Origin of the sequence: uncultured Streptomyces sp., from assembly GCF_947488945.1 — a bacterium.
GTDB lineage: Bacteria > Actinomycetota > Actinomycetes > Streptomycetales > Streptomycetaceae > Streptomyces.
The window spans coordinates 238,581-261,495 of sequence record NZ_CANLBS010000006.1 but is presented as its reverse complement, the minus strand read 5'-3'; the positions used below and the strand labels follow the sequence as shown (position 1 = coordinate 261,495).

Here is a 22,915-nt window from a genome sequence, read left to right as displayed (position 1 = left end):
CGGCCCGCCGTGCTCCGGGCCCCTTCTACGATGGCCGGTATGACTGATCAGCGCCGACTCGTGCTCGCCTCCGCCTCCCCCGCCCGCCTGGGCCTGCTGCGCCAGGCCGGGTTCGCCCCCGAAGTGATCGTCAGCGGGGTGGACGAGGACGCGCTGTCCGCGCCCTCCCCCGGCGAGCTGGCGCTCGTCCTGGCCCGTGCCAAGGCCGCGGCGGTCGCCGGGCGCCCGGAGGCGGCCGGTGCGCTGGTCGTGGGCTGCGACTCGGTGCTGGACCTGGACGGCGAGGCGCTGGGCAAGCCCGCCGACGCCGAGGAGGCCACGGCCCGCTGGAAGGCCATGCGCGGCCGGGCCGGGGTGCTGCGGACGGGCCACAGCGTCGTCGACACCGCGACCGGCCGGACCGCCTCCGCCACGGCGTCGACCGTCGTGCGGTTCGGCACGCCGACCGACGAGGAGGTGGCCGCCTACGTCGCCTCCGGCGAGCCGCTGCACGTGGCGGGGGCGTTCACGCTGGACGGACGGTCCGCGCCGTTCGTCGAGTCGATCGAGGGCGACCACTCCAACGTGATCGGCCTGTCGCTGCCGCTGCTGCGTCGACTGCTCGGCGAACTCGACGTTTCCGTCACGGAGTTGTGGGTCTGAGGAACGGGTCGCGCCTTCGGCGTCAGGCAGCCGCGGGCGCGCCGGGCTCCGGGGCGGGCTCCGTCGGCCGCGGCCCGCGGTCCCCCGCCCCGTACACCACGAGGGTGAGGACCAGCAGCGCCAGCACCGCCATCATGAGGGCGAAGGCGGACCAGTTGACCAGGGCCGCCACCGCCGCGCCGAGCACGCCGTGCACGACGGCGCAGACGATCAGGGCGAACCGGCCGGCCCGGCCGGGTGCACGGTCCCGCACGGCGGCGACCAGGGCCGTCAGGCCGCAGAGCAGCAGCAGCGCCCCGGAGACGAAGCCCATCACCAGGGTGCCGTCGCTCATGGCCTCGGGGTCCATTCCGGCCAGGGACATGTTCTGGTTGCCCGTCACCTCGGAGAGGACCAGGTTGAGCAGCACGACGCCCACGGCCTCTGCGAACAGGACGAGCGCGGTCACGACGGCCACCGTTCTGCGCACGACGGCGCCACCCCCTAGAAGAACCCCTGTTACCCGCGTTCGCGATAGCGCGGACCTTACTAACGGGTAATCATTCGGACAAGGGGTCCGGCAGACCGGCGGGGGCCTCGCGCGCCCGGCAAAGAATTCATCCGCCGTTCGTAGGAACCCCACAAAGAAACGCCACCCGTCATTGCACCTACGGATAGAGACCTGCACCACACGCTCTCGTTACTGTGCCGGGAAGGATCGCGGCGTACCGTGGTGCGACAAGGGATTTTGCGACTCCGACAGCCTCGAAATCACACTCCGTGTGGGCAAGCTCACCTTTGGGAAAGGGTCGTACGGCCGTGTGGGCAGTCCCTAAACTCAGCTTGTTTTCATGGAGGGAGTCATCGTGCGCAAGGTGCTCATCGCCAACCGTGGCGAAATCGCTGTCCGCGTCGCTCGGGCCTGCCGGGACGCCGGAATCGGGAGCGTGGCGGTCTACGCCGATCCGGACCGGGACGCGCTGCACGTCCGCGCCGCGGACGAGGCGTTCGCCCTGGGCGGTGACACCCCGGCCACCAGCTACCTGGACATGGCCAAGGTGCTCCGCGCCGCGGCCGACTCGGGTGCCGACGCCGTTCACCCCGGCTACGGATTCCTGTCGGAGAACGCCGAGTTCGCGCAGGCCGTGCTGGACGCCGGTCTGACCTGGATCGGTCCGCCGCCGCAGGCCATCCGCGACCTCGGCGACAAGGTCGCCGCCCGGCACATCGCCCAGCGCGCCGGCGCCCCGCTGGTCGCGGGCACCCCGGACCCGGTCTCCGGCTCCGACGAGGTGGTGGCCTTCGCGCGGGAGCACGGGCTGCCCATCGCGATCAAGGCCGCCTTCGGCGGCGGCGGCCGCGGCCTGAAGGTCGCCCGCACCCTCGAAGAGGTCCCGGAGCTCTACGACTCCGCGGTCCGCGAGGCCGTCGCCGCCTTCGGGCGCGGCGAGTGCTTCGTCGAGCGCTACCTCGACAAGCCCCGGCACGTGGAGACCCAGTGCCTGGCCGACACCCACGGCAACGTGGTCGTCGTCTCCACCCGTGACTGCTCGCTCCAGCGCCGGCACCAGAAGCTGGTCGAGGAGGCGCCCGCGCCGTTCCTGAACGAGGCTCAGAACGCCGAGCTGTACGCCGCCTCGAAGGCGATCCTGAAGGAGGCCGGCTACGTCGGCGCCGGGACCGTCGAGTTCCTGGTCGGCGTGGACGGCACGATCTCCTTCCTGGAGGTGAACACCCGCCTCCAGGTGGAGCACCCGGTCACCGAGGAGGTCACCGGCATCGACCTGGTCCGCGAGATGTTCCGCATCGCGGACGGCGAGGAGCTGGGTTACGACGACCCGCCGATGCGGGGTCACTCGTTCGAGTTCCGCATCAACGGCGAGGACCCGGGCCGCGGCTTCCTGCCGGCCCCCGGCACCGTCACCCGGTTCGCGCCGCCGACCGGCCCCGGGGTCCGGCTGGACGCGGGCGTGGAGTCCGGCAGCGTCATCGGTCCCGCCTGGGACTCGCTACTGGCGAAGCTGATCGTCACCGGTGCCACCCGCGAGCAGGCACTGCAGCGCGCCGCCCGCGCGCTCGCCGAGTTCGAGGTGGAGGGCATGGCGACCGCCATCCCCTTCCACCGCGCGGTCGTCGTCGACCCGGCGTTCACCGCGGACCCGTTCCGGATCCACACCCGGTGGATCGAGACCGAGTTCGTCAACGAGATCAAGCCGTTCGCGGCGCCCGCGGACACGGACGCCGACACCGACGACGACACCGCCCGCGAGACGGTCGTGGTCGAGGTCGGCGGCAAGCGCCTGGAGGTCTCGCTCCCCTCGTCGCTCGGCATGAGCCTGGCGCGCACCGGCCTGGCGGCCGGCGCCAAGCCCAAGCGCCGCGCGGCGAAGAAGGCGGGTTCCGCCGTCTCCGGCGACACGCTGGCCTCGCCGATGCAGGGCACCGTGGTCAAGGTCGCGGTGGAGGAGGGCCAGGAGGTCAAGGAGGGCGACCTCGTCGTCGTCCTGGAGGCCATGAAGATGGAGCAGCCGCTGAACGCGCACCGCTCCGGAACGGTCAAGGGCCTGGCCGCCGAGGTCGGCGGTTCGCTCTCGTCCGGTGCCGTGATCTGCGAGATCAAGGACTGACCGGGCCCGTCCCGGAGCGGCCCCGCCCGGCGCGTACGCACTGTCGTACGCGCCGGGCGGGGCCGCCGCCGTTCAGGGCCGCCCACGGGGGCGGCGGGCGGGCAGTGGCATCCTGGACCCGAGGACACCCGGGAGGCACCCCATGCCCAGCGCGACGACGGACCGGACGCCGGACGACCGGCGGCCGATGCGGGCCGACGCCCGCCGGAACCACGACCGGCTGCTGGGCGAGGCCAGGGAACTCTTCGCCGAGCAGGGCACCGACGCCTCGCTGGAGGACCTGGCGCGGCGTGCCGGGGTCGGCATCGGCACGCTCTACCGGCACTTCCCCAACCGGCACGCCCTGATGAACGCCGTCTTCCAGGACGCGCTGTGCGATCTGCTGGCCCGCTCGCACGCCCTGGAGGCCGCCGACAGGCCGTGCCGGGCGCTGGTGGAGTGGCTGGGCGCCATCGTCGCCGGCGCGGGCGCCTACCGGGGCCTGGCGCAGGCCCTGATGTCGGCCTCGCGGGACGAGACGTCGGCGCTGGCCCAGTGCCACGGCCCGCTCCGCGAGGCGGGCGCCCGGCTGCTGGAGCGTGCGCAGCGGTCCGGCGACATCCGGCCGGACGTGTCCGTCGGCGACCTGCTCCAGCTCACCCATGCCATCGCCCTGGCGGCCGAGCAGGCCCCGGACGACCCCGGCCTCGCCGACCGGCTGCTCCTGCTCACCCTGCAAGGACTGCGCGGCCCCGGACACGGCTGACGCACGGACACCGCTCACGCGCGGACACGGCCGGCCCACGGACACGTCCGAACCCCTGACACGCGTGAGCCCCGTCCCCGCCCGGCCCGGAGGGCGGGAGGGGACGGGGCCGGGGGTGGGTCAGGGCTTGAGGACCAGCCGGATCGGGTCGCCGGTCTTGTGGTGGACCCGCTCCACGGCCTCGGCGGCCCGCTCCAGCGGCAGCACGCCGGATATCGAGCGGGAGAAGTCGAGGCGGCCGCCCTCGGTGAGGCGGATCAGCTCGGGCACCGCGATCCCGCCGGAGCCGTAGTGGCCCAGCACCTGGAGCTTGCGGAAGCTGAAGGCGGTGGAGTCGGTCACCGTGAACGGCCGGCCGCTCAGGCCGACGAGGACCAGCTTGCCGCCCGGGGCCAGGACCGACAGGGCCTGCTCGCGCACGGCGGTCACGCCGGCGAAGTCGAGGGCCACCTCGGGTCCGGCTCCCCCGGTCGCGGCGGCGATCTTCCGCCCCAGCTCCGGATCGGCGGAGTCCAGCGCCAGATCCGCGCCGAAGGCGAGGGCACGCTCCCGGGCGGCGGGCGAGGGGTCCACCGCGATGATCGGGCAGGCGCCCACGGCGCGCAGCAGCTGCACCCCGTGCGCCCCCAGGCCGCCGATGCCCCAGACACCGACCGCCTGCGCCGGGCGCACGCCCGCCGTGACGGTGATGGCGGCCCACGGGGTGGAGACGGCGTCCGGGATGATCGCGCCCTGCTCGAAGGAGATCGAGTCGGGCAGCGCCACCAGGGTGTCCACCCGGGCCAGCGCGTACTCGGCCCAGCCGCCGTCGTAGTCCACGCCGCGGGTCCAGGTCTCGCCGTCCCGTTCCTCGCCGGCCTGGAGCACCACCCGGTCGCCCGCCATCCAGCCGGTGACCCCGGGGCCCGCCTCGGCGACCGTGCCGGCCACCTCGTGGCCGAGGGTCACGCTGTCGCCGCGGCGGCGCGGGTTGTCGGCGGAGCCGATGGCGCCGGAGATCAGGTGGACGTCGGAGAGACACACCCCGGCGGCCTCCACCTTGACCAGCACCTGACCGGGGCCGGGCACGGGTCGCTCGACCTCTTCGATCCGCAGCTCGCGGCTGGGAATGTGCAGGCGCGCTGCGCGCATGACGGCCATGGGGTACTTCTTCCGTGCGGGCGACCGCTCCTTAACGCAAGTCGACTCGCTTTACAAGCTACTCCCGCACCCTGAGCTATCGCAAGAACACTTGCGATAGGGTCGCGCCCATGGCGACCGGGAACAAGGCACGACCCTTGGGGCGACGGGGCGAGAGGCTGCGGGTGGCGGTACTGTCCGCGACGGTGGACCTGCTGGTCCGTGAGGGGTTCGACGCCACGACGGTGGCGGCGGCGGCCGAGGCCGCCGGGGTGCACGAGTCCTCCGTCTACCGCCGGTGGGGCACCCGCGAGAACCTCATCCGCGAGGCGGTGGAGCACAACAGCGACACCGCGCTGCCGATCCCCGACACCGGCCGGGTGGACGAGGACCTGCGGCTCTACGCCGCCTCGCTGGTGCGGTTCCTGAACACCCCGTCGGCCGAGGTGCTGCTGCGGCTCGGGGCGGGGCGGAGGACCGGGGCGGACGCCACCGAGTCGGACCGCTTCTGGACCCTGCGGCTGCACCGGGCCGCCGTAATCGTCGACCGGGCCGTCGCACGCGGCGAACTGCGCGCGGACACCCGGTCCCGGCTGCTGATCGAGGCCCTCAGCGGCACCCTGTTCACCCGCACCCTCTTCGCGCCCGGCCCGCTCCCCGACGACCTGGCGGACCCGCTGGTCGAGCAGTTGCTGGAGGGCGTACGGGCCCGGCCGCGGTGATCGGCCCGGCGGCGCGGGCGGGGACGCACGGACGGGGCGCACGGCAAAGGCGGCGCACGGCAAAGGCGGCGCACGGCAAAGGCGGCGCACGGCAAGGGCGGCACACGGCGGACCGGACCGCCCTGCGGCGGTCCGCGCCTCCGGTCAGCGGCGGCGCATGTCCGCCACCCGGGCGCGCTCCGCGGGGCCGGGGTCGGCGAGCGACGCGGCGCTGCGCAACTGCGGCCCGAGGCCGCCGTTCTGCTGGGTGCGCCGCTGCTGTCCCGGCAGTGGCATCTCGCGTCGCTGCCGGCCCTGCGGCCCGCTCTCGGCGCCGCCCGGCTCGGGGCCGGCGACGGTGATCTCCACACCCTGGTCGGCCAGCGCCTGGATCTCGGCGGCCGCCCGCTCGTCGTGCACCGCGGGCTCGTCCGTGACCAGCCGGGTGATGAGGTCGGTCGGCACCGTCTGGAACATGGTGTCCGCGCCGATCTTGGTGTGGTCGGCCAGCACCACCACCTCGGCGGCGGCTTGCACCAGCGCGCGGTCGACGCTGGCGGAGAGCATGTTCGAGGTGGACAGGCCGCGCTCGGCGGTGAGCCCGCTCCCGGACAGGAACGCCCGCGAGACGCGCAGCCCCTGGAGGGACTGCTCGGCCCCACTGCCCACCAAGGCGTAGTTGCTCCCGCGCAGGGTGCCGCCGGTCATCACCACCTCCACCCGGTTGGCATGGGCCAACGCCTGGGCGACCAGCAGGGAGTTGGTGACCACGGTGAGGCCGGGGACGCGCGCGAGCCGGCGGGCCAGCTCCTGCGTGGTGGTGCCGGCGCCGACCACGATGGCCTCGCCCTCGCCGACGAGACCGGCGGCCACGTCGGCGATGGCCGTCTTCTCCGCGGAGGAGAGATGGGATTTCTGCGGGAAGCCGGACTCCCGCGTGAAACCGCCCGGCAAGACCGCACCGCCGTGCCGGCGGTCGAGGAGCCCTTCTGCCTCCAGTGCCCGCACGTCCCGCCGGACGGTCACTTCGGAGGTCTGGACGACGCGGGCGAGCTCTCGGAGCGATACCGCCCCGTTGGCGCGCACCATTTCGAGGATCAACTGACGACGTTCTGCAGCGAACACGGAACTGACAGTAACGTGACCTGCACGTGATTTCAGCGGAATGCGCCGAATTGCAGAAGTTGCCCCGGAAGAGGGGTGTCAAGTGATATAGGCGGTCGGGAAGTTGCCCGAGTGTCATGCAAGGTGCACGCATCCGGTCCCGGAGTGGTCAGAAATGATCCACCCCGGGCTCAACCACACTCCCCCGCACGGGCGTTGACGCGATCCGGCCGCGTCACCGCCCGTTCCGGCCGGGCGGTCAGACTCCGCCGTCGAGCTTCCGGGTGTGCAACTGCCGGGCGACTTCGGCGATCGAACCCGACAGCGACGGGTACACCGTGAAGGCGTTCGCGATCTGTTCCACGGTCAGGTTGTTGTCGACCGCGAGCGAGATCGGGTGGATCAGCTCGCTGGCGCGGGGCGCCACCACGCAGCCGCCGACGACGATGCCGGTGCCCGGACGGCAGAAGATCTTGACGAAGCCGTCGCGGATGCCCTGCATCTTGGCGCGCGGGTTGCGCAGCAGCGGCAGCTTCACCACCCGGGCGTCGATCTTGCCGGCGTCCACGTCGGCCTGGGTGTAGCCGACGGTGGCGATCTCGGGGTCGGTGAAGACGTTCGAGGAGACCGTCTTGAGGTCCAGCGGGGCCACCGCGTCGCCGAGGAAGTGGTACATCGCGATCCGGCCCTGCATGGCCGCCACGGACGCCAGCGCGAACACGCCGGTGACGTCGCCGGCCGCGTAGACGCCGGGAGCGCCGGTGCGGGACACCCTGTCGGTCTTGATGTGGCCGGAGTCCTTCAGCCGGACACCGGCCTCCTCCAGACCCATCCCCGCGGTGTTCGGGATCGCGCCGACCGCCATCAGGCAGTGGCTGCCGGTGATGACCCGGCCGTCGGAGAGGGTCACCTCCACCCGGTCGCCCACCCGCTTGGCGGCCTCGGCGCGCGAGCGGGCCATGACGTTCATGCCGCGACGGCGGAACACGTCCTCCAGCACGGCGGCGGCGTCCGGGTCCTCGCCCGGCAGCACCCGGTCGCGGGAGGAGACGAGGGTGACGCGGGAACCGAGCGCCTGGTAGGCGCCGGCGAACTCGGCCCCGGTCACGCCGGATCCGACCACGATGAGCTCCTCGGGCAGCTCGTCGAGGTCGTACACCTGGGTCCAGTTGAGGATGCGCTCGCCGTCGGGCTGCGCGTCCGGGATCTCGCGGGGGTGGGCGCCGGTCGCGATCAGCACCGCGTCGGCGGTGAGCCGCTCCTCGGTGCCGTCGGCGGCGGTCACCACGACCTGGCGCGAGCCGTCCGCGGCCTGCAGGCCGTCGAGCCGGCCGCGCCCGCGCACCACCCGGGCGCCGGCCCGGGTGACGGAGGCGGTGATGTCGTGGGACTGGGCGAGCGCGAGGCGCTTGACGCGGCGGTTGACCTTGCCGAGGTCCACGCCGACGACCCGCGCGGCCTGCTCCAGGTGCGGGGTGTCGTCGGCGACGATGATGCCGAGTTCCTCGTAGGACGAGTCGAAGGTGGTCATCACCTCGGCCGTCGCGATCAGGGTCTTGGAGGGCACGCAGTCGGTGAGGACGGAGGCCCCGCCAAGGCCGTCGCAGTCGACGACGGTCACCTCCGCGCCGAGCTGTGCGCCGACCAGCGCCGCCTCGTAGCCGCCGGGGCCACCGCCGATGATCACGATCCGGGTCACGAAAAGTCCGCCTCGCGTGGTGTCGTCCCACGGCCGTCTGCCGCCCCGGCCGGGGGTCCGGGGGATCGCCCCGGGGAATGCAGTACGTACTTCATTGTCCCGCACGCGCACACCGGCCTCGCCCCGGGTCCCACCGAACGGGTCAGGGGCGCGCCCGCCCCGCGGAAACACCGGGAAAGCAACAGGCCGCGGGGGTGCGAGCTTTCCGTTGCGGATCACAACCGGCCGCACACCGCGCCCCTCCTCCCGTACCCTCGATCCCATGTCGCTCTACGCCGCGTACGCCGGCAACCTCGACGCGCGGCTGATGACGCGCCGCGCTCCCCACTCCCCGCTGCGCGGCACCGGCTGGCTCAACGGCTGGCGGCTGACCTTCGGCGGGGAGCAGATGGGCTGGGAGGGCGCGCTCGCCACGGTGGTGGAGGCGCCGCGCTCCCAGGTCTTCGTCGCGCTGTACGACCTCGCGCCCATGGACGAGGACTCCATGGACCGCTGGGAGGGCGTCGGCCTGGACATCTACCGGCGGATGCGCGTGCGGGTGCACACCCTGGACGGCGAGGAGCCGGCCTGGATGTACGTGCTCAACGGCTACGAGGGCGGCCTCCCCTCGGCCCGCTACCTGGGCGAGATCGCGGACGCCGCCGAGTCGGCGGGCGCCCCGCACGACTACACGATGGAGCTCCGCAAGCGCCCCTGCTGATCCCCCCGGAGGCGGCCCCGCGACCCGCGGCGGGCCGTCGCCGCCGAAGTCGGCGACAGGCGCATCTACGCGCGTAGGGAATCAGCGGTTACCCTCGTGCGGTGAACGCATCTGTGATCCCGGACGAGAACCAGCGCGACCCGCACGCCGCCGCCGCGGGCGCCGCTGCCCGACTGCGCGAGCTGACCGGCGCCGAGACCCATGACGTGGCCGTGGTGATGGGCTCCGGGTGGGCCCCCGCCGGCGACGCGCTCGGCGTCCCGGAGGCCGAGTTCCCGGTCACCGACCTGCCCGGCTTCCCCGCCCCGGCGGTCGAGGGCCACGGCGGGACCATCCGCTCGTACCGGATCGGCGCCAAGCGCGCCCTGGTCTTCCTCGGCCGGACGCACTTCTACGAGGGCCGCGGGGTCGCCGCCGTCGCCCACGGAGTGCGTACCGCCGTCGCCGCCGGGTGCAAGACCGTGGTGCTGACCAACGGCTGCGGCGGGCTCCGCGAGGGCATGCGCCCCGGCCAGCCGGTGCTGATCTCCGACCACATCAACCTGACGGCGGCCTCGCCGATCGTCGGCGCGAACTTCGTGGACCTGACGGACCTGTACTCCCCCCGGCTGCGCGCGCTCTGCAAGGAGATCGACCCGACCCTCGAAGAGGGCGTGTACGTGCAGTTCCCCGGCCCGCACTACGAGACCCCCGCCGAGATCAACATGGTCCGGGTGATGGGCGGCGACCTGGTGGGCATGTCCACGGTCCTGGAGGCCATCGCGGCGCGCGAGGCCGGCGCCGAGGTGCTGGGCATCTCCCTCGTCACCAACCTGGCCGCCGGCCTCTCCGGCGAGCCGCTCAACCACGAAGAGGTGCTGCGGGCCGGCCGCGACTCGGCCACCCGCATGGGCGCGCTGCTGGCCCGGGTGCTGGAACGCGTCTGACCCGCCCGAACGGCCGGGGCCCGGACCGGCCCCGGCCCGCCGGCCGCGCGGCGCCGTGCGGCCGGTCCCACCCCGACGCCCCGAAAGGCGGACCCCGTGCAGGACGACCTGATCGAGCGGGCCAGGACCTGGCTGGCCGAGGACCCCGACCCGCGGACGCGGGACGAGCTGGCCCGGCTGGTCGCAGCCGCGTCGTCCGGTGAGCCGGCCGCGGCGGCCGACCTCGCGGCCCGGTTCGCCGGCACCCTCCGGTTCGGCACCGCCGGGCTGCGGGGCGAGCTGGGCGCGGGCCCGATGCGGATGAACCGTTCCGTGGTGATCCGGGCCGCGGCCGGCCTCGCCGCGTACCTGAAGGCGCACGGCGCCGGGCCGGACGCACTGGTGGTGGTCGGCTACGACGCCCGCCACCTGTCCGCCGACTTCGCCCGGGACACCGCCGCGGTGATGACCGGCGCCGGCCTGCGGGCCGCGCTGCTGCCCCGCCCGCTGCCCACCCCCGTCCTCGCGTACGCCATACGGCGCCTGGGGGCCGTCGCCGGCGTCGAGGTGACCGCCAGCCACAACCCGCCGCGCGACAACGGCTACAAGGTCTACCTCGGCGACGGCTCCCAGATCGTGCCGCCCGCCGACGGCGAGATCGCCGCGGCCATCGACGCGGTGGGCCCGCTCGCGGGCGTCGGCCGCCCGGAGAGCGGCTGGCAGGTGCTGGGCGAGGAGGTGCTGGACGCGTACCTGGAGCGCACCGACGCGGTGCTGACCGCCGGATCGCCCCGCACCGCCCGGATCGTCCACACGGCGCTGCACGGCGTCGGCACCTCCGTGGTGACGGCCGCGTTCGCCCGGGCCGGCTTCCCCGAACCGGTGCTGGTCGCCGAACAGGCCGAGCCGGACCCGGACTTCCCCACCGTCGCCTTCCCCAACCCGGAGGAGCCCGGCGCGATGGACCTGGCCTTCGCCACCGCCCGCCGGGAACACCCCGACCTGGTGATCGCCAACGATCCCGACGCCGACCGCTGCGCCGTCGCCGTGCCGGACCCGGACGCCGACGGCGGATGGCGGATGCTGCGCGGCGACGAGGTCGGCGCGCTGCTCGCCGCCCACCTCGTGGAGCGCGGCGCGACGGGCGTGTTCGCTGCCTCGATCGTGTCCTCCTCGCTGCTCGGCCGCATCGCCGAGCGGGCCGGCCTCGGCCACGAGGAGACGCTGACCGGCTTCAAGTGGATCGCCCGCGTCGAGGGGCTGCGGTACGGCTACGAGGAGGCGCTCGGGTACTGCGTGGACCCGGACGGGGTCCGCGACAAGGACGGCGTCACGGCGGCGCTGCTCGTCGCCGAACTGGCCTCCGCCCTCAAGGAACGGGGCCGCACCCTGCTGGACCTGCTGGACGACCTGGCGCTCGCGCACGGGCTGCACGCCACCGACCAGCTCTCGGTCCGGGTGGAGGACCTGACGGTCATCGCGGACGCGATGGCCCGGCTGCGCGAGCGGCCGCCGGCCTCGCTGGCGGGTCTCGCCGTCACCTCGGCCGAGGACCTGTCGGCGGGTTCCGCCGCGCTGCCCCCCACCGACGGCCTGCGCTACCGGCTGGACGGGGCGCGGGTGATCGTCCGCCCGAGCGGCACCGAGCCGAAGCTGAAGTGCTACCTGGAGGTCGTGGTGCCGGTGGGGTCGGCGGCGGCGCTGCCCGCCGCGCGCGCCGAGGCGGCGCGGCTGCTGGCCGGGATCAAGAAGGACCTGGCCGCGGCCGCCGGGATCTGACCACGGTGCCGGAGCGTGCGCGGGGCGCCGGCGTCACGACCGGGGGCCCGTGCCCCGGAGGGCTCAGGTGGCGGAGAACAGCACCACCAGCGCCACCGCCCCGACGACGGCCGGCGCGATGATCTCGTAGGCCCAGCGCACCGTCCGCGGCGTCCCTCCCGCGGTCCCGGCCGGGCGGCCGGCGGACTGAGCGTCCCCGATGAGTTTCCGGAAATCCGAGACCGCCTGGTCGGCCGCCGCCGGGCGGGGCGCTGCCGTGCCCCCGATGCCGCCCCGCTCCGGGCGTCCGGCCTGCCGGACGGCCCGCTTGCGGGCCCGCAGCGAGACCGGCACCGCCCACATCTGGAACGTGGCGCCGTCCCCGGCGACCAGTTCGGTGGAGTAGGCGGCGCGTACGTCGGCGACCTGCGCCCACGGCAGCTCGACGGTACGGAAGGGGTTGCGGACGCGCACGCGGGCGGCGTTGGTGAAGACGGCGGGCCGCAGGGTGAACGCCACGACCAGGGGCACGGCGAAGACCAGGCCCGCGAGCGCCACCCACGGCGTGCGGCCGTGGCCCCGGAACATCGCGTCCCCGGCGAGCCAGAGCGCCAGCAGCAGCAACAGCACACCGGCGGCCACCCCCGCGCCCGACCGGTAGGTGCGGTCGGCGTAGGCGGGTTCGTCGGAGGCGGAGGGACTGGGACTCGTCATGCGCCCGATTGTGCCTGACGCCGCCCGCGGACGGCGGGGCGGCCGCCCGCGGGGGCCCGCGCGGGGACCGGCGCGGGGTCCGAGGCGGAGTCCGGGGCGGCGACCCCACCCCCTGTACAGGTCGCTACGCGCGTAGATATGCTCCTCTGGTGACCATGCCCACCACTGCTCCCGCATTCGCCGACGCGACCGCGTCCGACGGTGCGCTGCGCCGCTTCCTGCACGGGCTGCCCGGCGTCGACGCCGTCGGCCTGGAAGCGCGCGCCGCCGCCCTCGGCACCCGGTCGGTCAAGACCACCGCCAAGGCGTTCGCCATCGACCTCGCCATCTCGATGATCGACCTGACGACGCTCGAGGGCGCGGACACCCCCGGCAAGGTCAGGGCGCTGTGCGCCAAGGCCGTGCACCCGGACCCGACGGACCGCGCAACCCCCCGCACGGCCGCGGTCTGCGTCTATCCCGACATGGCGGCCACCGCGGTCGCCGCGCTGGCCGGCTCCGGGGTGAAGGTGGCCTCGGTGGCCACCGCCTTCCCCGCCGGGCGCGCCGCGCTGGAGGTCAAGCTGGCCGACGTGCGCGACGCGGTGGCGGCGGGTGCCGACGAGATCGACATGGTGATCGACCGCGGCGCCTTCCTCTCCGGCCGCTATCTCAAGGTGTACGAGGAGATCGTCGCCGTGAAGGCCGAGTGCGGCGACGCCCGCCTCAAGGTCATCTTCGAGACCGGCGAGCTCTCCACGTACGACAACATCCGGCGGGCCTCCTGGCTGGGGATGCTGGCGGGCGCCGACTTCATCAAGACGTCGACCGGCAAGGTGGCGACCAACGCCACTCCCGCCAACACCCTGCTGATGCTGGAGGCGGTGCGCGACTTCCGCGCGCGGACCGGGACGCAGGTCGGGGTGAAGCCCGCGGGCGGCATCCGCACCACCAAGGACGCGCTGAAGTTCCTGGTGCTGGTCAACGAGACCGCGGGCGCGGACTGGCTGGACAGCCACTGGTTCCGGTTCGGCGCGTCGAGCCTCCTCAACGACCTGCTGATGCAGCGCCAGAAGCTGGCCACCGGCCGGTACTCCGGCCCCGATTACGTGACGGTGGACTGATCACCATGGCATCTGTTTTCGAGTACGCGCCCGCCCCGGAGTCCCGGTCGGTCGTCGACATCGCGCCCTCGTACGGGCTGTTCATCGACGGCGAGTTCACCGAGGCCGCCGACGGCAAGGTCTTCAAGACGGTCTCGCCGAGCACCGAGGAGGTGCTGTCCGAGGTCGCGCGGGCGGGCGCGGCGGACGTCGACCGCGCGGTGCGGGCGGCCCGGCGGGCGTTCGGGACGTGGTCGGCGCTGCCGGGCTCCGAGCGCGCCAAGTACCTCTTCCGGATCGCCCGGATCATCCAGGAGCGCAGCCGCGAACTGGCGGTGCTGGAGACCCTGGACAACGGCAAGCCGATCAGGGAGACCCGCGACGCGGACCTCCCGCTGGTCGCCGCGCACTTCTTCTACTACGCGGGCTGGGCCGACAAGCTGGACCACGCGGGCTTCGGCGCGGACCCGCGCCCGCTGGGCGTGGCCGGACAGGTCGTCCCGTGGAACTTCCCGCTGCTGATGCTGGCCTGGAAGGTCGCCCCGGCGCTCGCCACCGGCAACACGGTGGTGCTGAAGCCCGCCGAGACCACCCCGCTCTCCGCGCTGTTCTTCGCGGACATCTGCCGGCAGGCGGGCCTGCCGAAGGGCGTCGTCAACATCCTGACCGGCTACGGCGACGCGGGCGCGGCGCTGGTCGCGCACGAGGACGTGGACAAGGTCGCGTTCACCGGCTCGACCGCCGTAGGCAAGGCCATCGCCCGGCAGGTCGCGGGCACCGGCAAGCGGGTCACGCTGGAGCTGGGCGGCAAGGGCGCCAACATCGTCTTCGACGACGCGCCGATCGACCAGGCGGTCGAGGGCGTCGTCAACGGCATCTTCTTCAACCAGGGGCAGGTCTGCTGCGCCGGTTCGCGGCTGCTGGTGCAGGAGTCGATCGAGGAGGAGCTGCTGGACGCGCTGAAGCGCAGGCTCTCCACGCTGCGCCTGGGCGACCCGCTCGACAAGAACACCGACATCGGCGCGATCAACTCCGCCGAGCAGCTCGCGCGGATCACCGCGCTGGCGGAGACCGGCGAGGCGGAGGGCGCGGAGCGCTGGACCGCCCCGTGCGAACTGCCCTCCTCCGGCTACTGGTTCGCCCCCACGCTGTTCACCGGCGTCACCCAGGCGCACACGGTGGCCCGTGACGAGATCTTCGGCCCGGTGCTGTCGGTGCTGACGTTCCGCACGCCCGACGAGGCGGTCGCCAAGGCCAACAACAGCCAGTACGGCCTCTCCGCCGGCATCTGGTCGGAGAAGGGCTCCCGCATCCTCGCGGTGGCGAACAGGCTTCGGGCGGGCGTCGTGTGGGCCAACACGTTCAACAAGTTCGACCCGACGTCGCCGTTCGGCGGCTACAAGGAGTCGGGCTACGGCCGCGAGGGCGGCCGGCACGGCCTGGAGGCGTACCTCGCCGCGCCCGGCGCCGCACCGAGCACCGAGGGAGAGGCCCGATGACCGCGGCCGACCGTCTGACCGTCTTCAAGACCTACAAGCTGTACGTGGGCGGACAGTTCCCGCGTTCCGAGAGCGGCCGGGTGTACGAGGTGAGCGACTCCAAGGGCCGGTGGCTGGCCAACGCGCCGCAGTCGTCCCGCAAGGACGCGCGGGACGCGGTGGTCGCCGCCCGCAAGGCGTTCGGCGGCTGGTCGGGGGCGACGGCGTACAACCGCGGCCAGATCCTCTACCGGGTCGCCGAGATGCTGGAGGGCCGCCGGGACCAGTTCGCCCGCGAGGTCGCGGACGCGGAGGGCCTGTCGAAGTCGAAGGCGGCCGCGGTGGTGGACGCCGCGGTGGACCGCTGGGTCTGGTACGCGGGATGGACCGACAAGATCGGCCAGGTCGTGGGCGGCGCCAACCCGGTCGCCGGGCCCTACTTCAACCTCTCGACGGCCGAACCGACCGGCGTGGTCGCGGTGCTGGCCCCGCAGGAGTCGTCGTTCCTCGGGCTCGTCTCCGTGATCGCCCCGGTGATCGCCACCGGCTGCACCGCCGTGGTGGTCGCCTCCGCCGAAGCCCCGCTGCCGGCCCTGGCGCTGGGCGAGGTGCTGGCCGTCTCCGACCTGCCGGGCGGGGTGGTCAACTTCCTGTCCGGCCGGACGGCCGAGATCGCGGCCCCGCTCGCGTCGCACCAGGACGTGAACGCCATCGACCTCACCGGCGCGGACCCCGCGCTGGCGAAGGAGCTGGAGATCGCGGCGGCCGACAACCTGAAGCGGGTGCTGCGTCCACAGCCTGTGGACGCGGCGGCCGACTGGACCGCCGCCCCCGGCACCCGCCGGATGACGGCCGTCCTGGAGACCAAGACGGTCTGGCACCCGACGGGCGCGCTGGGCACGGGCGGGTCCTCGTACTGAGAACCTCTCCGCCGGGGCCGGGGCGCTCCGCTGCCGTACGGGTACGGAAGCGGAGCGCCTCCGGGGCCGGTCAGCGGGTGCCGGTCACCAGTTCCGTGACGGGGCCGACGACCGGGAGGTCGCGCAGGGCGCCGCCGTTGGTGAGGTGGTCGGTGACGAGCGCGGTGGAGACCGGCTTGAAGTCCGCGATCTGGGTGGCGACCGCGTTGTCCAGCGGGTCCACCCCCGTCCCGGCCAGCGGGTCGAGCTGGAGGGAGGTCGCCGGGCCGAGCCCGCCGGCGATCGAGTGGCCGAGCGCGGTGGTCAGGGCCGGACCGGCCGTCCCGCCGATCGCGGCGAGCGCGCTGTCGCTCTCGGCGACCGGTGCGACCTGCGGCGCGGCCTGGGCGACCGCTCCCGTGGCGCCGAGTGCGGCCGCCGTCGCGGTGATGGTCAGCCCGGCGCGCAGCAGCACGCGGTGCGAGGCCTTGGGTCGTGCATGACGTGCCATGTGTTCCCACCTGATCGAGCCTGGAAGGGTAGTCGTACGCACACGCAGCGTAGTGGACGTGTGATGCTCGATACCAACAGGACCTTCGAGGGGTCCCCTGCCCGGGTCATGCGTCACACTTTTGTTCTGTGAGTTCCCCCGCGATACCGACCCGCGTCGTCCTGCTGACCGGCCCCTCCGGCTCGGGCAAGTCCCACCTCGCCGCCCGCACCGGGCTGCCCGTGCTGCGACTGGACGACTTCTACAAGGAGGGCGACGATCCGTCGCTCCCGCTGGTGGCCGGCAGCACCGACATCGACTGGGACTCGGCGGACTCATGGGACGCGGACGCGGCCCTCGCCGCCATCGCCGAACTCTGCCGGACGGGCCGCACCCTGGTCCCCGTGTACGACCTCGCGAGCAGTTCGCGGGTGGACCGGGAGATCCTGCACATCGAGCGCTCCCCGCTCTTCGTGGCCGAGGGCATCTTCGCCGCCGACATCGTCGCGCGCTGCCAGGAGCTGGGGCTGCTGGCCGACGCCCTGTGCCTGCGGGGGCGGCCGACGACGACTTTCCGGCGGCGTCTCGTCCGCGATGTCCGCGAGGGCCGTAAATCGGTGCCGTTCCTGCTGCGGCGGGGGTGGCGGCTGATGCGCGCCGAGCGCCGCATCGTGGCCCGCCAGACGGCGCTGGGCGCCCATCCCTGCGGCAAGCAGGAGGCGCTCGGCCGGCTGGCCGCCGCCGCGGCGGGGCGGTGCCGGCGGGGGACGCCGGTCCCGAAGTAGCGCCTGCGGGCGGCGGGACCTTCGCCCCGCGCCCGCGGGGACGTTCTCGGACGGGCCGGGGACCGTCGGCTTCCGGCGGCGGGCGGGTGCGCGCCCAGTCTGAGGTGGTGCGCGGCCCGGACCACGGGTTCCGCGCCCCGGCCCCCGGCCCGCCGGGCGTGTCGGATCCGGGTCACCGCACGGCTTCGGCTCCTCGGCGACCCTGCTGGAGCTCGCGGGCGAGGTCGACGGACTGCGCACCCCGGCCTTCAACGAGGCGGTCAAGGAAGGCACGTACCTGCCGTGGGCGCAGGTCGCCGACGCGTTCTACGACAGCGACGTCACCGGCACCCCGACGGTGAAGGTGAACGACACCCCGGTCGACGTACTCGACGCGAAGGGCGCGCCGGTCTCCGGCACGGACTTCGACCGGCAGGTGGCGAAGGCCCTCACGGCGAAGTAGCCGGCCGGCGCGTGCGCCCCGCGCCGGCGTCCGGACACGGCGGCGGGGCGGTACGGGCCCCCCAGCCCCTACCGCCCCGCCGTTTCCCCCCGGTGTGCGCCGCTTCCCCCCGGAGCGGCGTCCCCCGATCCCCCGTTGCTTCCCCCGTGAGCCCCCTTGCTTCCCCCCGGGGCCCCCGTGCGCCTCAGGCCACCAGCTCGCCGAAGGACTCCTTCTCGTCACGGCCGAAGCTGAGGACCTCGTCCTCGCGGAGCCGGCGGAGCGACCGCCAGATGCTCGACTTCACCGTGCCGACACTGATGTCGAGGATCGCCGCGATCTCGGGATCGGTGCGCCCCTCGTAGTACCGCAGGACCAGCATGGTCCGCTGGAGTTCGGGCAGCCGCGCGAGCGCCTGCCAGAGCACCGACCGCAGTTCGGTGCCGCGCATCGCGTCGCAGTCGCCGACCGTCTCCGGCAGTTCCTCGGTCGGGTACTCGTTGAGCTTGCGCCTGCGCCACGCGCTGATGTGCAGGTTGGTCATGGTGCGGCGGAGGTACCCGCCGACCGCGGCCTTGTCGGTGATGCGGTCCCAGGCGCGGTACGTCGAGAACAGGGCGCTCTGCAGCAGGTCCTCGGCCTCGAAGCGGTCACCGGTCAGGTGGTAGGCGGTCGCGTACAGGGAGGCGCGGCGCTCCTTCACGTAGGCCGTGAACGCCGCTTCGGCGTCCTCGGTCCGCGCGGCGGACTGCCGTTCCCCCGGAACCTCCCCGTACGCGTCCGTGCTCCCCCCGTCGGCGGTGCCGGTGCGCTCGCCCCCCGCGAGCGCCTCGACCACCGCCATGTGGACCGGGTGCGGACGCCCGTTGCCGCGCGTCGCACACCCCCGCACGTCTCTGGTGGCGGACTTGTCCGCGCCCCGGCCGCCGAAGTCGTGGAGACGGGTGACCACCGCGCTCGAACCGGTGCTGTGCAGTGCGTTCATCCCGCGCCTCCTTCATCGGTGCCAGTGACGTGCGTCCGCTGTGACAACGAGCTTGCCAAGGCGATTTCATGGCGTTGTCCGCCGACTGTCACAGAGCTGTCACAGGGCCTGCGGAGACCTGCGTGGCACGTGGGGCGCAGGTGAATTCGGTTCCGCGGAGCAGGAAGTGGCGGCCCGCGGTCGTGCGGATCCGCCGCCATGGGCCAGAATGGCCCCCGTGCCTTTCCTGTTGCTGATCGAGGACGACGACGCCATCCGCACGGCCCTCGAACTCTCGCTGTCGCGCCAGGGCCACCGGGTGGCCACCGCCGCGACGGGAGAGGACGGCCTCGACCTGCTCCGCGAGCAGCGGCCGGACCTGGTCGTGCTGGACGTGATGCTGCCCGGCATCGACGGTTTCGAGGTGTGCCGGCGCATCCGCCGCACCGACCAACTGCCGATCATCCTGCTCACCGCGCGCAGTGACGACATCGACGTGGTCGTGGGCCTGGAGTCCGGCGCCGACGACTACGTGGTGAAGCCCGTGCAGGGCCGGGTGCTCGACGCGCGCATCCGCGCCGTGCTGCGGCGCGGCGAGCGGGAGTCGACGGATTCGGCGACCTTCGGCAGCGTGGTCATCGACCGTTCCGCGATGACGGTCACCAAGGACGGCGAGGACCTCCAGCTCACCCCGACGGAACTGCGGCTGCTGCTGGAGCTGAGCCGTCGGCCCGGACAGGCGCTGTCCCGGCAGCAGTTGCTGCGGCTGGTGTGGGAGCACGACTACCTCGGCGACTCCCGGCTGGTGGACGCGTGCGTGCAGCGGCTGCGCGCGAAGGTGGAGGACGTGCCGTCCTCGCCCACACTGATCCGTACGGTGCGCGGCGTCGGGTACCGGCTGGACTCGCCTCAGTGACCGGACGCGCCGGCAGGTCCGTCCGCGCGGGGCTGCGCTGGACCAGCCTGCGACTGCGCCTGGTCGTGGTCTTCGGCCTGGTGGCGCTCACGGCGGCGGTGTCCGCGTCGGCGATCGCGTACTGGCTCAACCGTGAGGCGGTGCTGACGCGTACGCAGGACGCGGCGCTCGGGGACTTCCGGCGGCAGATGCAGAACAGGGCGGCGTCGCTGCCGCTGCGGCCGACCAAGGACGACCTGCAGACCACCGCCACGCAGATGTCGGCGGGCGGTTACGCGGTGCTGCTGGAGGACGAGCGCGACAGCGGCAAGCCGATCGTCGGCTACTCCGACCTGGACACCTTCACCAAGGCCGACGTGCCCGTCTCGCTCCAGGAACAGGTCGCCAGGAAGCAGAAGGTGACGCCCGGGAACCCGACCGAGTACCACCTGTTCTGGCAGCGTACGAACATCGGCTCGACCCCGTACCTGGTGGCGGGTACGCGGATCATCGGCGGCGGGCCGACCGGTTACATGCTCAAGTCGCTGGACCAGGAACGGCAGGACCTCAACTCGCTGGCCTGGTCGCTCGGGATCGCGACGACGCTGGCGCTGGTCGGCTCGGCTCTGCTCGCGCAGGCCGCGGCGACGACGGTGCTGCGCCCGGTGCAGCGGCTCGGCGAGGCGGCGCGCAAGCTCGGCGAGGGCAAGCTCGACACCCGGCTGGAGGTGTCCGGCACCGACGAACTCGCCGAGCTCTCCCGGACGTTCAACCGGGCCGCGATATCGTTGGAGAAGACCGTCGCGGACATGAGCGCCCGCGAGGAGTCGAGCCGCCGGTTCGTCGCCGACATGTCGCACGAGCTGCGCACCCCGCTCACCGCGATCACCGCCGTGGCCGAGGTGCTGGAGGACGAGGCCGACAGCCTCGACCCGATGATCGCGCCGGCCGTGCACCTGGTGGTGAGCGAGACCCGGCGCCTCAACGACCTGGTGGAGAACCTGATGGAGGTCACCCGCTTCGACGCGGGGACCGCCCGCCTGGTCCTGGACACCGTGGACGTGGCGGACCAGGTGACCGCCTGCATCGACGCCCGCGCGTGGCTGGACGCGGTGGACCTGGACGCGGAGCGCGGCATCATGGTCCGGCTCGACCCGCGCCGGCTCGACGTCATCCTCGCCAACCTGATCGGCAACGCGCTCAAGCACGGCGGTTCCCCGGTGCGGGTGTCGGTGCGGACCGAGGGCCCGGAACTGGTCGTCGAGGTGCGCGACCACGGTCCCGGCATCCCGGCGGACGTGCTCCCGCACGTCTTCGACCGCTTCTACAAGGCCAGCGCCTCCCGGCCGCGCTCCGAGGGCAGCGGGCTGGGCCTCTCGATCGCGATGGAGAACGCGCTCATCCACGGCGGCACGATCACCGCCGCCAACTCCCCCGACGGCGACGGGGCGGTGTTCGTGCTGCGGCTGCCCCGTGACGCCGACGGCGACGCCGCCGGCCCCGGCGGCTCGCGGGACCGCGGCAACGACGACGGAGGCGGAGCAGCGTGACCACCCACCGCGACCGCACGACCAGGCCCGGGACCCGGACCCTGCTGGCGCTCGTCGCCACGGCCGCCGGGGCCGCGACACTGCTCGCCGGGTGCGGCATCCGCACCATGTCGGTGCCGGTGGACGGCGGGGCCGCGCCCTCGCGGGTGCCGTGCCGCACCTCGGCCGCCGGTTCCGGCTCCACGGAGGCCGGCTCCGCCCTGGTCCACGTCTACCTGCTGTGCGCCTCCGAACTGGTCACCGTGGACCGCACGGTCCCCGTGCTGCCCGGCGACCGGCTGGGGACCGCACGGCAGCTGCTGGACCAGTCGCGGCGTTCCCCGCTCACCGAGGAGCGGCGGGCGGGCTTCACCACCGCGGTGCCCTCGGACCTCGGCGTCGAGGGCGCCCGTGCCGACGACCCGGCCGGGACGCTGCGGCTGAGCGAGCAGCCGGAGGACCTGGCGCAGGAGGCGCTCGCCCAGCTGGTGTGCACCTTCGCCGAGGACGCCGCCCTGGCCACCGGGGGCACGGTGCTGCTCGGCGGTCCGGGCAGGTACGCCCCGCGCGGGTACGCCTGCACGGCGCAGACCAAGGCCCGGCCGCAGGAACTCGCCACCCCGGACCCGGTCGCCCCGGACTGAGCGGTCCGGCCGCCGTCCGGACGGGGGCGCGGGGTGCGCGGGGGGGTGCTCGGGGTGCGGGGTGCGTACCCCGGTGTCCCGCGGATCACCCACCACGGGAGGTGTTTTCCGCCGGGCTCGGAACCGTTCGGCTCCGCCCCGGCGTCTTGGGATGCGTGCGACAGCGTTCGGGCGGCCAGGCCGTCATCAGGTTCCGTGCGGCGGGGTTCGTCCTCCTCCTCGCGCATCTGGTGCTCGTCGGGTGGCTGAGCCTGCGCCCGCTGGACGTGCCCTGGGTCACCGCGGCGAACTGGCATCCGCTGGCCGGCATCCGGGCGGACCTCGCGCTCGGCCCCGTCGAGGCGGCCCGCCGGATCGGCGGCGACCTGTTGCTGCTGGCCCCGCTGGGGGTGCTGCTCCCGATGGCCGACGGACGGCTCTTCGTCTCCCCCTGGTCGTCCCTGATCCGCACCGCCGCCGCGGGGGCGCTGGTCTCGCTGGTGGTGGAGCTCGGGCAGACGGGGGTGCCGGGCCAGGTCGTGGACATCGACTCGCTGCTGCTCAACACGGCGGGCGTGGCGCTCGCCCACCTGCTGGTGGTGCCCGTCTGCCGCAAGCGGCTGCGCCGCCGGGGCCGGCCGGCGACCGTGCGGGAGGACGGGGCGCGCCGACTGCCGCAGGACGCGGCTCAGGGTTCGACCCCGACGATTACCAGGGTCGGGATCGCCCCGTAGAGCGATGCTTCGTCCCGGTTCCGGAGCGACCATGGAGGAAGTGGGAGAGCCGGCCGGCGACTCCCCGACGACCCTCGAAGGAGTCCATCATGGCCGCACTGGTCCGCCCGCGTGAGGGACGCATGATCGGTGGTGTGTGCGCCGGACTGGCCCGGCGCTTCGGCACCTCCGCCGCGACGATGCGCGTGATCTTCCTCGTTTCGTGCCTGCTCCCCGGCCCCCAGTTCCTGCTCTACCTGGCGCTGTGGATACTCCTGCCGAGCGAGAAGTCCCCGTCCACGACGGCGGCCTGGTGACCGCACGCCCACGGGGACGCGCGAGG

The 22,915-nt window shown here is 73.7% G+C and carries 23 protein-coding genes; 16 read left to right on the top strand and 7 right to left on the bottom strand.

Translation table 11 applies throughout. The features are described 5' to 3' along the window. The first annotated feature begins 30 nt into the window (after window positions 1-30). Window positions 31-642, top strand: a complete 612-nt coding sequence (locus tag Q0994_RS12020; protein ID WP_299532684.1) for a nucleoside triphosphate pyrophosphatase — start codon at window positions 31-33, stop codon at window positions 640-642. Window positions 643-664: 22 nt separating this feature from the next. On the opposite strand, the gene Q0994_RS12015 is transcribed toward Q0994_RS12020, so the two are convergent. Continuing rightward, window positions 665-1,111, bottom strand: coding sequence for a hypothetical protein (locus Q0994_RS12015; RefSeq protein WP_299532682.1), 447 nt, complete (start codon window positions 1,109-1,111; stop codon window positions 665-667). A 376-nt stretch (window positions 1,112-1,487) separates the two neighbouring features. On the opposite strand from Q0994_RS12015, the gene Q0994_RS12010 reads away from it, so the two are divergent. Together Q0994_RS12010 and Q0994_RS12005 are read left to right on the top strand one after the other, a co-directional pair. Beyond that, complete coding sequence (locus Q0994_RS12010; RefSeq protein ID WP_299533052.1) at window positions 1,488-3,248, top strand: biotin carboxylase N-terminal domain-containing protein; 1,761 nt, start codon at window positions 1,488-1,490, stop codon at window positions 3,246-3,248. 142 nt (window positions 3,249-3,390) lie between these two features. Further along, entirely contained in the window at window positions 3,391-3,993 is a 603-nt protein-coding gene (locus Q0994_RS12005; protein WP_299532679.1) for a TetR/AcrR family transcriptional regulator, read from the top strand. 120 nt (window positions 3,994-4,113) lie between these two features. Here the strand turns inward: Q0994_RS12005 and Q0994_RS12000 are convergent, their stop codons facing one another. Next, entirely contained in the window at window positions 4,114-5,133 is a 1,020-nt protein-coding gene (locus tag Q0994_RS12000) for a zinc-binding dehydrogenase (RefSeq protein ID WP_299532676.1), read from the bottom strand. 110 nt (window positions 5,134-5,243) lie between these two features. Here Q0994_RS12000 and Q0994_RS11995 point away from each other — a divergent pair, with 110 nt between their 5' ends. Then, window positions 5,244-5,834 (top strand): TetR-like C-terminal domain-containing protein, encoded by a 591-nt coding sequence (locus tag Q0994_RS11995; protein ID WP_299532673.1) that lies wholly within the window; start codon window positions 5,244-5,246, stop codon window positions 5,832-5,834. A 144-nt stretch (window positions 5,835-5,978) separates the two neighbouring features. Here the strand turns inward: Q0994_RS11995 and Q0994_RS11990 are convergent, their stop codons facing one another. Both Q0994_RS11990 and Q0994_RS11985 read right to left on the bottom strand, forming a co-directional pair. Beyond that, window positions 5,979-6,938, bottom strand: coding sequence for a DeoR/GlpR family DNA-binding transcription regulator (locus Q0994_RS11990; protein WP_299532671.1), 960 nt, complete (start codon window positions 6,936-6,938; stop codon window positions 5,979-5,981). A 238-nt stretch (window positions 6,939-7,176) separates the two neighbouring features. Continuing rightward, complete coding sequence (locus Q0994_RS11985; protein WP_299532669.1) at window positions 7,177-8,616, bottom strand: NAD(P)H-quinone dehydrogenase; 1,440 nt, start codon at window positions 8,614-8,616, stop codon at window positions 7,177-7,179. A 262-nt stretch (window positions 8,617-8,878) separates the two neighbouring features. Between Q0994_RS11985 and Q0994_RS11980 the strand changes: the two genes are divergently transcribed. The 3 genes from Q0994_RS11980 to Q0994_RS11970 all read left to right on the top strand — a co-directional run bounded on the left by Q0994_RS11980 (window position 8,879) and on the right by Q0994_RS11970 (window position 12,000). Continuing rightward, a complete protein-coding gene (locus Q0994_RS11980) occupies window positions 8,879-9,316 on the top strand; it encodes a gamma-glutamylcyclotransferase (protein ID WP_299532667.1) in 438 nt (145 codons plus the stop codon). Window positions 9,317-9,417: 101 nt separating this feature from the next. Next, the gene (locus Q0994_RS11975; RefSeq protein WP_299532665.1) at window positions 9,418-10,242 is read left to right on the top strand and encodes a purine-nucleoside phosphorylase; all 825 of its coding nucleotides are present in this window, start codon (window positions 9,418-9,420) and stop codon (window positions 10,240-10,242) included. A gap of 96 nt (window positions 10,243-10,338) precedes the next feature. After that, window positions 10,339-12,000 carry a phospho-sugar mutase gene (locus tag Q0994_RS11970; RefSeq protein ID WP_299532663.1) on the top strand — a complete coding sequence of 554 codons (1,662 nt, stop codon included), beginning with the start codon at window positions 10,339-10,341 and terminating at the stop codon, window positions 11,998-12,000. A gap of 63 nt (window positions 12,001-12,063) precedes the next feature. Here the strand turns inward: Q0994_RS11970 and Q0994_RS11965 are convergent, their stop codons facing one another. After that, window positions 12,064-12,693, bottom strand: a complete 630-nt coding sequence (locus tag Q0994_RS11965) for a PH domain-containing protein (RefSeq protein ID WP_299532661.1) — start codon at window positions 12,691-12,693, stop codon at window positions 12,064-12,066. Window positions 12,694-12,848: 155 nt separating this feature from the next. Here Q0994_RS11965 and deoC point away from each other — a divergent pair, with 155 nt between their 5' ends. Genes deoC through Q0994_RS11950 form a run of 3 tightly spaced genes read left to right on the top strand, consistent with a single transcriptional unit; the run spans window position 12,849 to window position 16,173 of the window. After that, window positions 12,849-13,796: a deoxyribose-phosphate aldolase gene (deoC, locus tag Q0994_RS11960; RefSeq protein WP_299533050.1), complete on the top strand. Its 948-nt coding sequence runs from the start codon at window positions 12,849-12,851 to the stop codon at window positions 13,794-13,796. A 5-nt stretch (window positions 13,797-13,801) separates the two neighbouring features. Beyond that, a complete protein-coding gene (locus Q0994_RS11955) occupies window positions 13,802-15,274 on the top strand; it encodes an aldehyde dehydrogenase family protein (RefSeq protein ID WP_299532659.1) in 1,473 nt (490 codons plus the stop codon). Then, entirely contained in the window at window positions 15,271-16,173 is a 903-nt protein-coding gene (locus tag Q0994_RS11950) for an aldehyde dehydrogenase family protein (RefSeq protein ID WP_299532657.1), read from the top strand. Before Q0994_RS11955 ends, Q0994_RS11950 begins: the two co-directional genes overlap by 4 nt. 70 nt (window positions 16,174-16,243) lie before the next feature. On the opposite strand, the gene Q0994_RS11945 is transcribed toward Q0994_RS11950, so the two are convergent. Then, on the bottom strand, window positions 16,244-16,663 hold the full coding sequence (locus Q0994_RS11945) for a hypothetical protein (RefSeq protein WP_299532655.1): 420 nt from the start codon (window positions 16,661-16,663) through the stop codon (window positions 16,244-16,246). 128 nt (window positions 16,664-16,791) lie between these two features. Here Q0994_RS11945 and Q0994_RS11940 point away from each other — a divergent pair, with 128 nt between their 5' ends. Next, the gene (locus tag Q0994_RS11940) at window positions 16,792-17,427 is read left to right on the top strand and encodes a uridine kinase (protein WP_299532653.1); all 636 of its coding nucleotides are present in this window, start codon (window positions 16,792-16,794) and stop codon (window positions 17,425-17,427) included. Between the two features lie 626 nt (window positions 17,428-18,053). On the opposite strand, the gene Q0994_RS11935 is transcribed toward Q0994_RS11940, so the two are convergent. Continuing rightward, window positions 18,054-18,833, bottom strand: a complete 780-nt coding sequence (locus tag Q0994_RS11935) for a SigE family RNA polymerase sigma factor (protein WP_299532651.1) — start codon at window positions 18,831-18,833, stop codon at window positions 18,054-18,056. A gap of 217 nt (window positions 18,834-19,050) precedes the next feature. On the opposite strand from Q0994_RS11935, the gene afsQ1 reads away from it, so the two are divergent. The 5 genes from afsQ1 to Q0994_RS11910 all read left to right on the top strand — a co-directional run bounded on the left by afsQ1 (window position 19,051) and on the right by Q0994_RS11910 (window position 22,889). Next, window positions 19,051-19,728, top strand: a complete 678-nt coding sequence (afsQ1, locus tag Q0994_RS11930) for a two-component system response regulator AfsQ1 (RefSeq protein ID WP_299532649.1) — start codon at window positions 19,051-19,053, stop codon at window positions 19,726-19,728. Further along, the gene (locus Q0994_RS11925; protein ID WP_299532646.1) at window positions 19,725-21,257 is read left to right on the top strand and encodes a HAMP domain-containing sensor histidine kinase; all 1,533 of its coding nucleotides are present in this window, start codon (window positions 19,725-19,727) and stop codon (window positions 21,255-21,257) included. Before afsQ1 ends, Q0994_RS11925 begins: the two co-directional genes overlap by 4 nt. After that, window positions 21,254-21,880 carry a hypothetical protein gene (locus tag Q0994_RS11920; protein WP_299532643.1) on the top strand — a complete coding sequence of 209 codons (627 nt, stop codon included), beginning with the start codon at window positions 21,254-21,256 and terminating at the stop codon, window positions 21,878-21,880. The genes Q0994_RS11925 and Q0994_RS11920 overlap by 4 nt, the downstream gene beginning before the upstream one ends. 155 nt (window positions 21,881-22,035) lie before the next feature. Next, a complete protein-coding gene (locus Q0994_RS11915; protein WP_299532641.1) occupies window positions 22,036-22,593 on the top strand; it encodes a VanZ family protein in 558 nt (185 codons plus the stop codon). A gap of 89 nt (window positions 22,594-22,682) precedes the next feature. Further along, on the top strand, window positions 22,683-22,889 hold the full coding sequence (locus Q0994_RS11910; RefSeq protein ID WP_299532639.1) for a PspC domain-containing protein: 207 nt from the start codon (window positions 22,683-22,685) through the stop codon (window positions 22,887-22,889). Window positions 22,890-22,915: the final 26 nt, after the last annotated feature.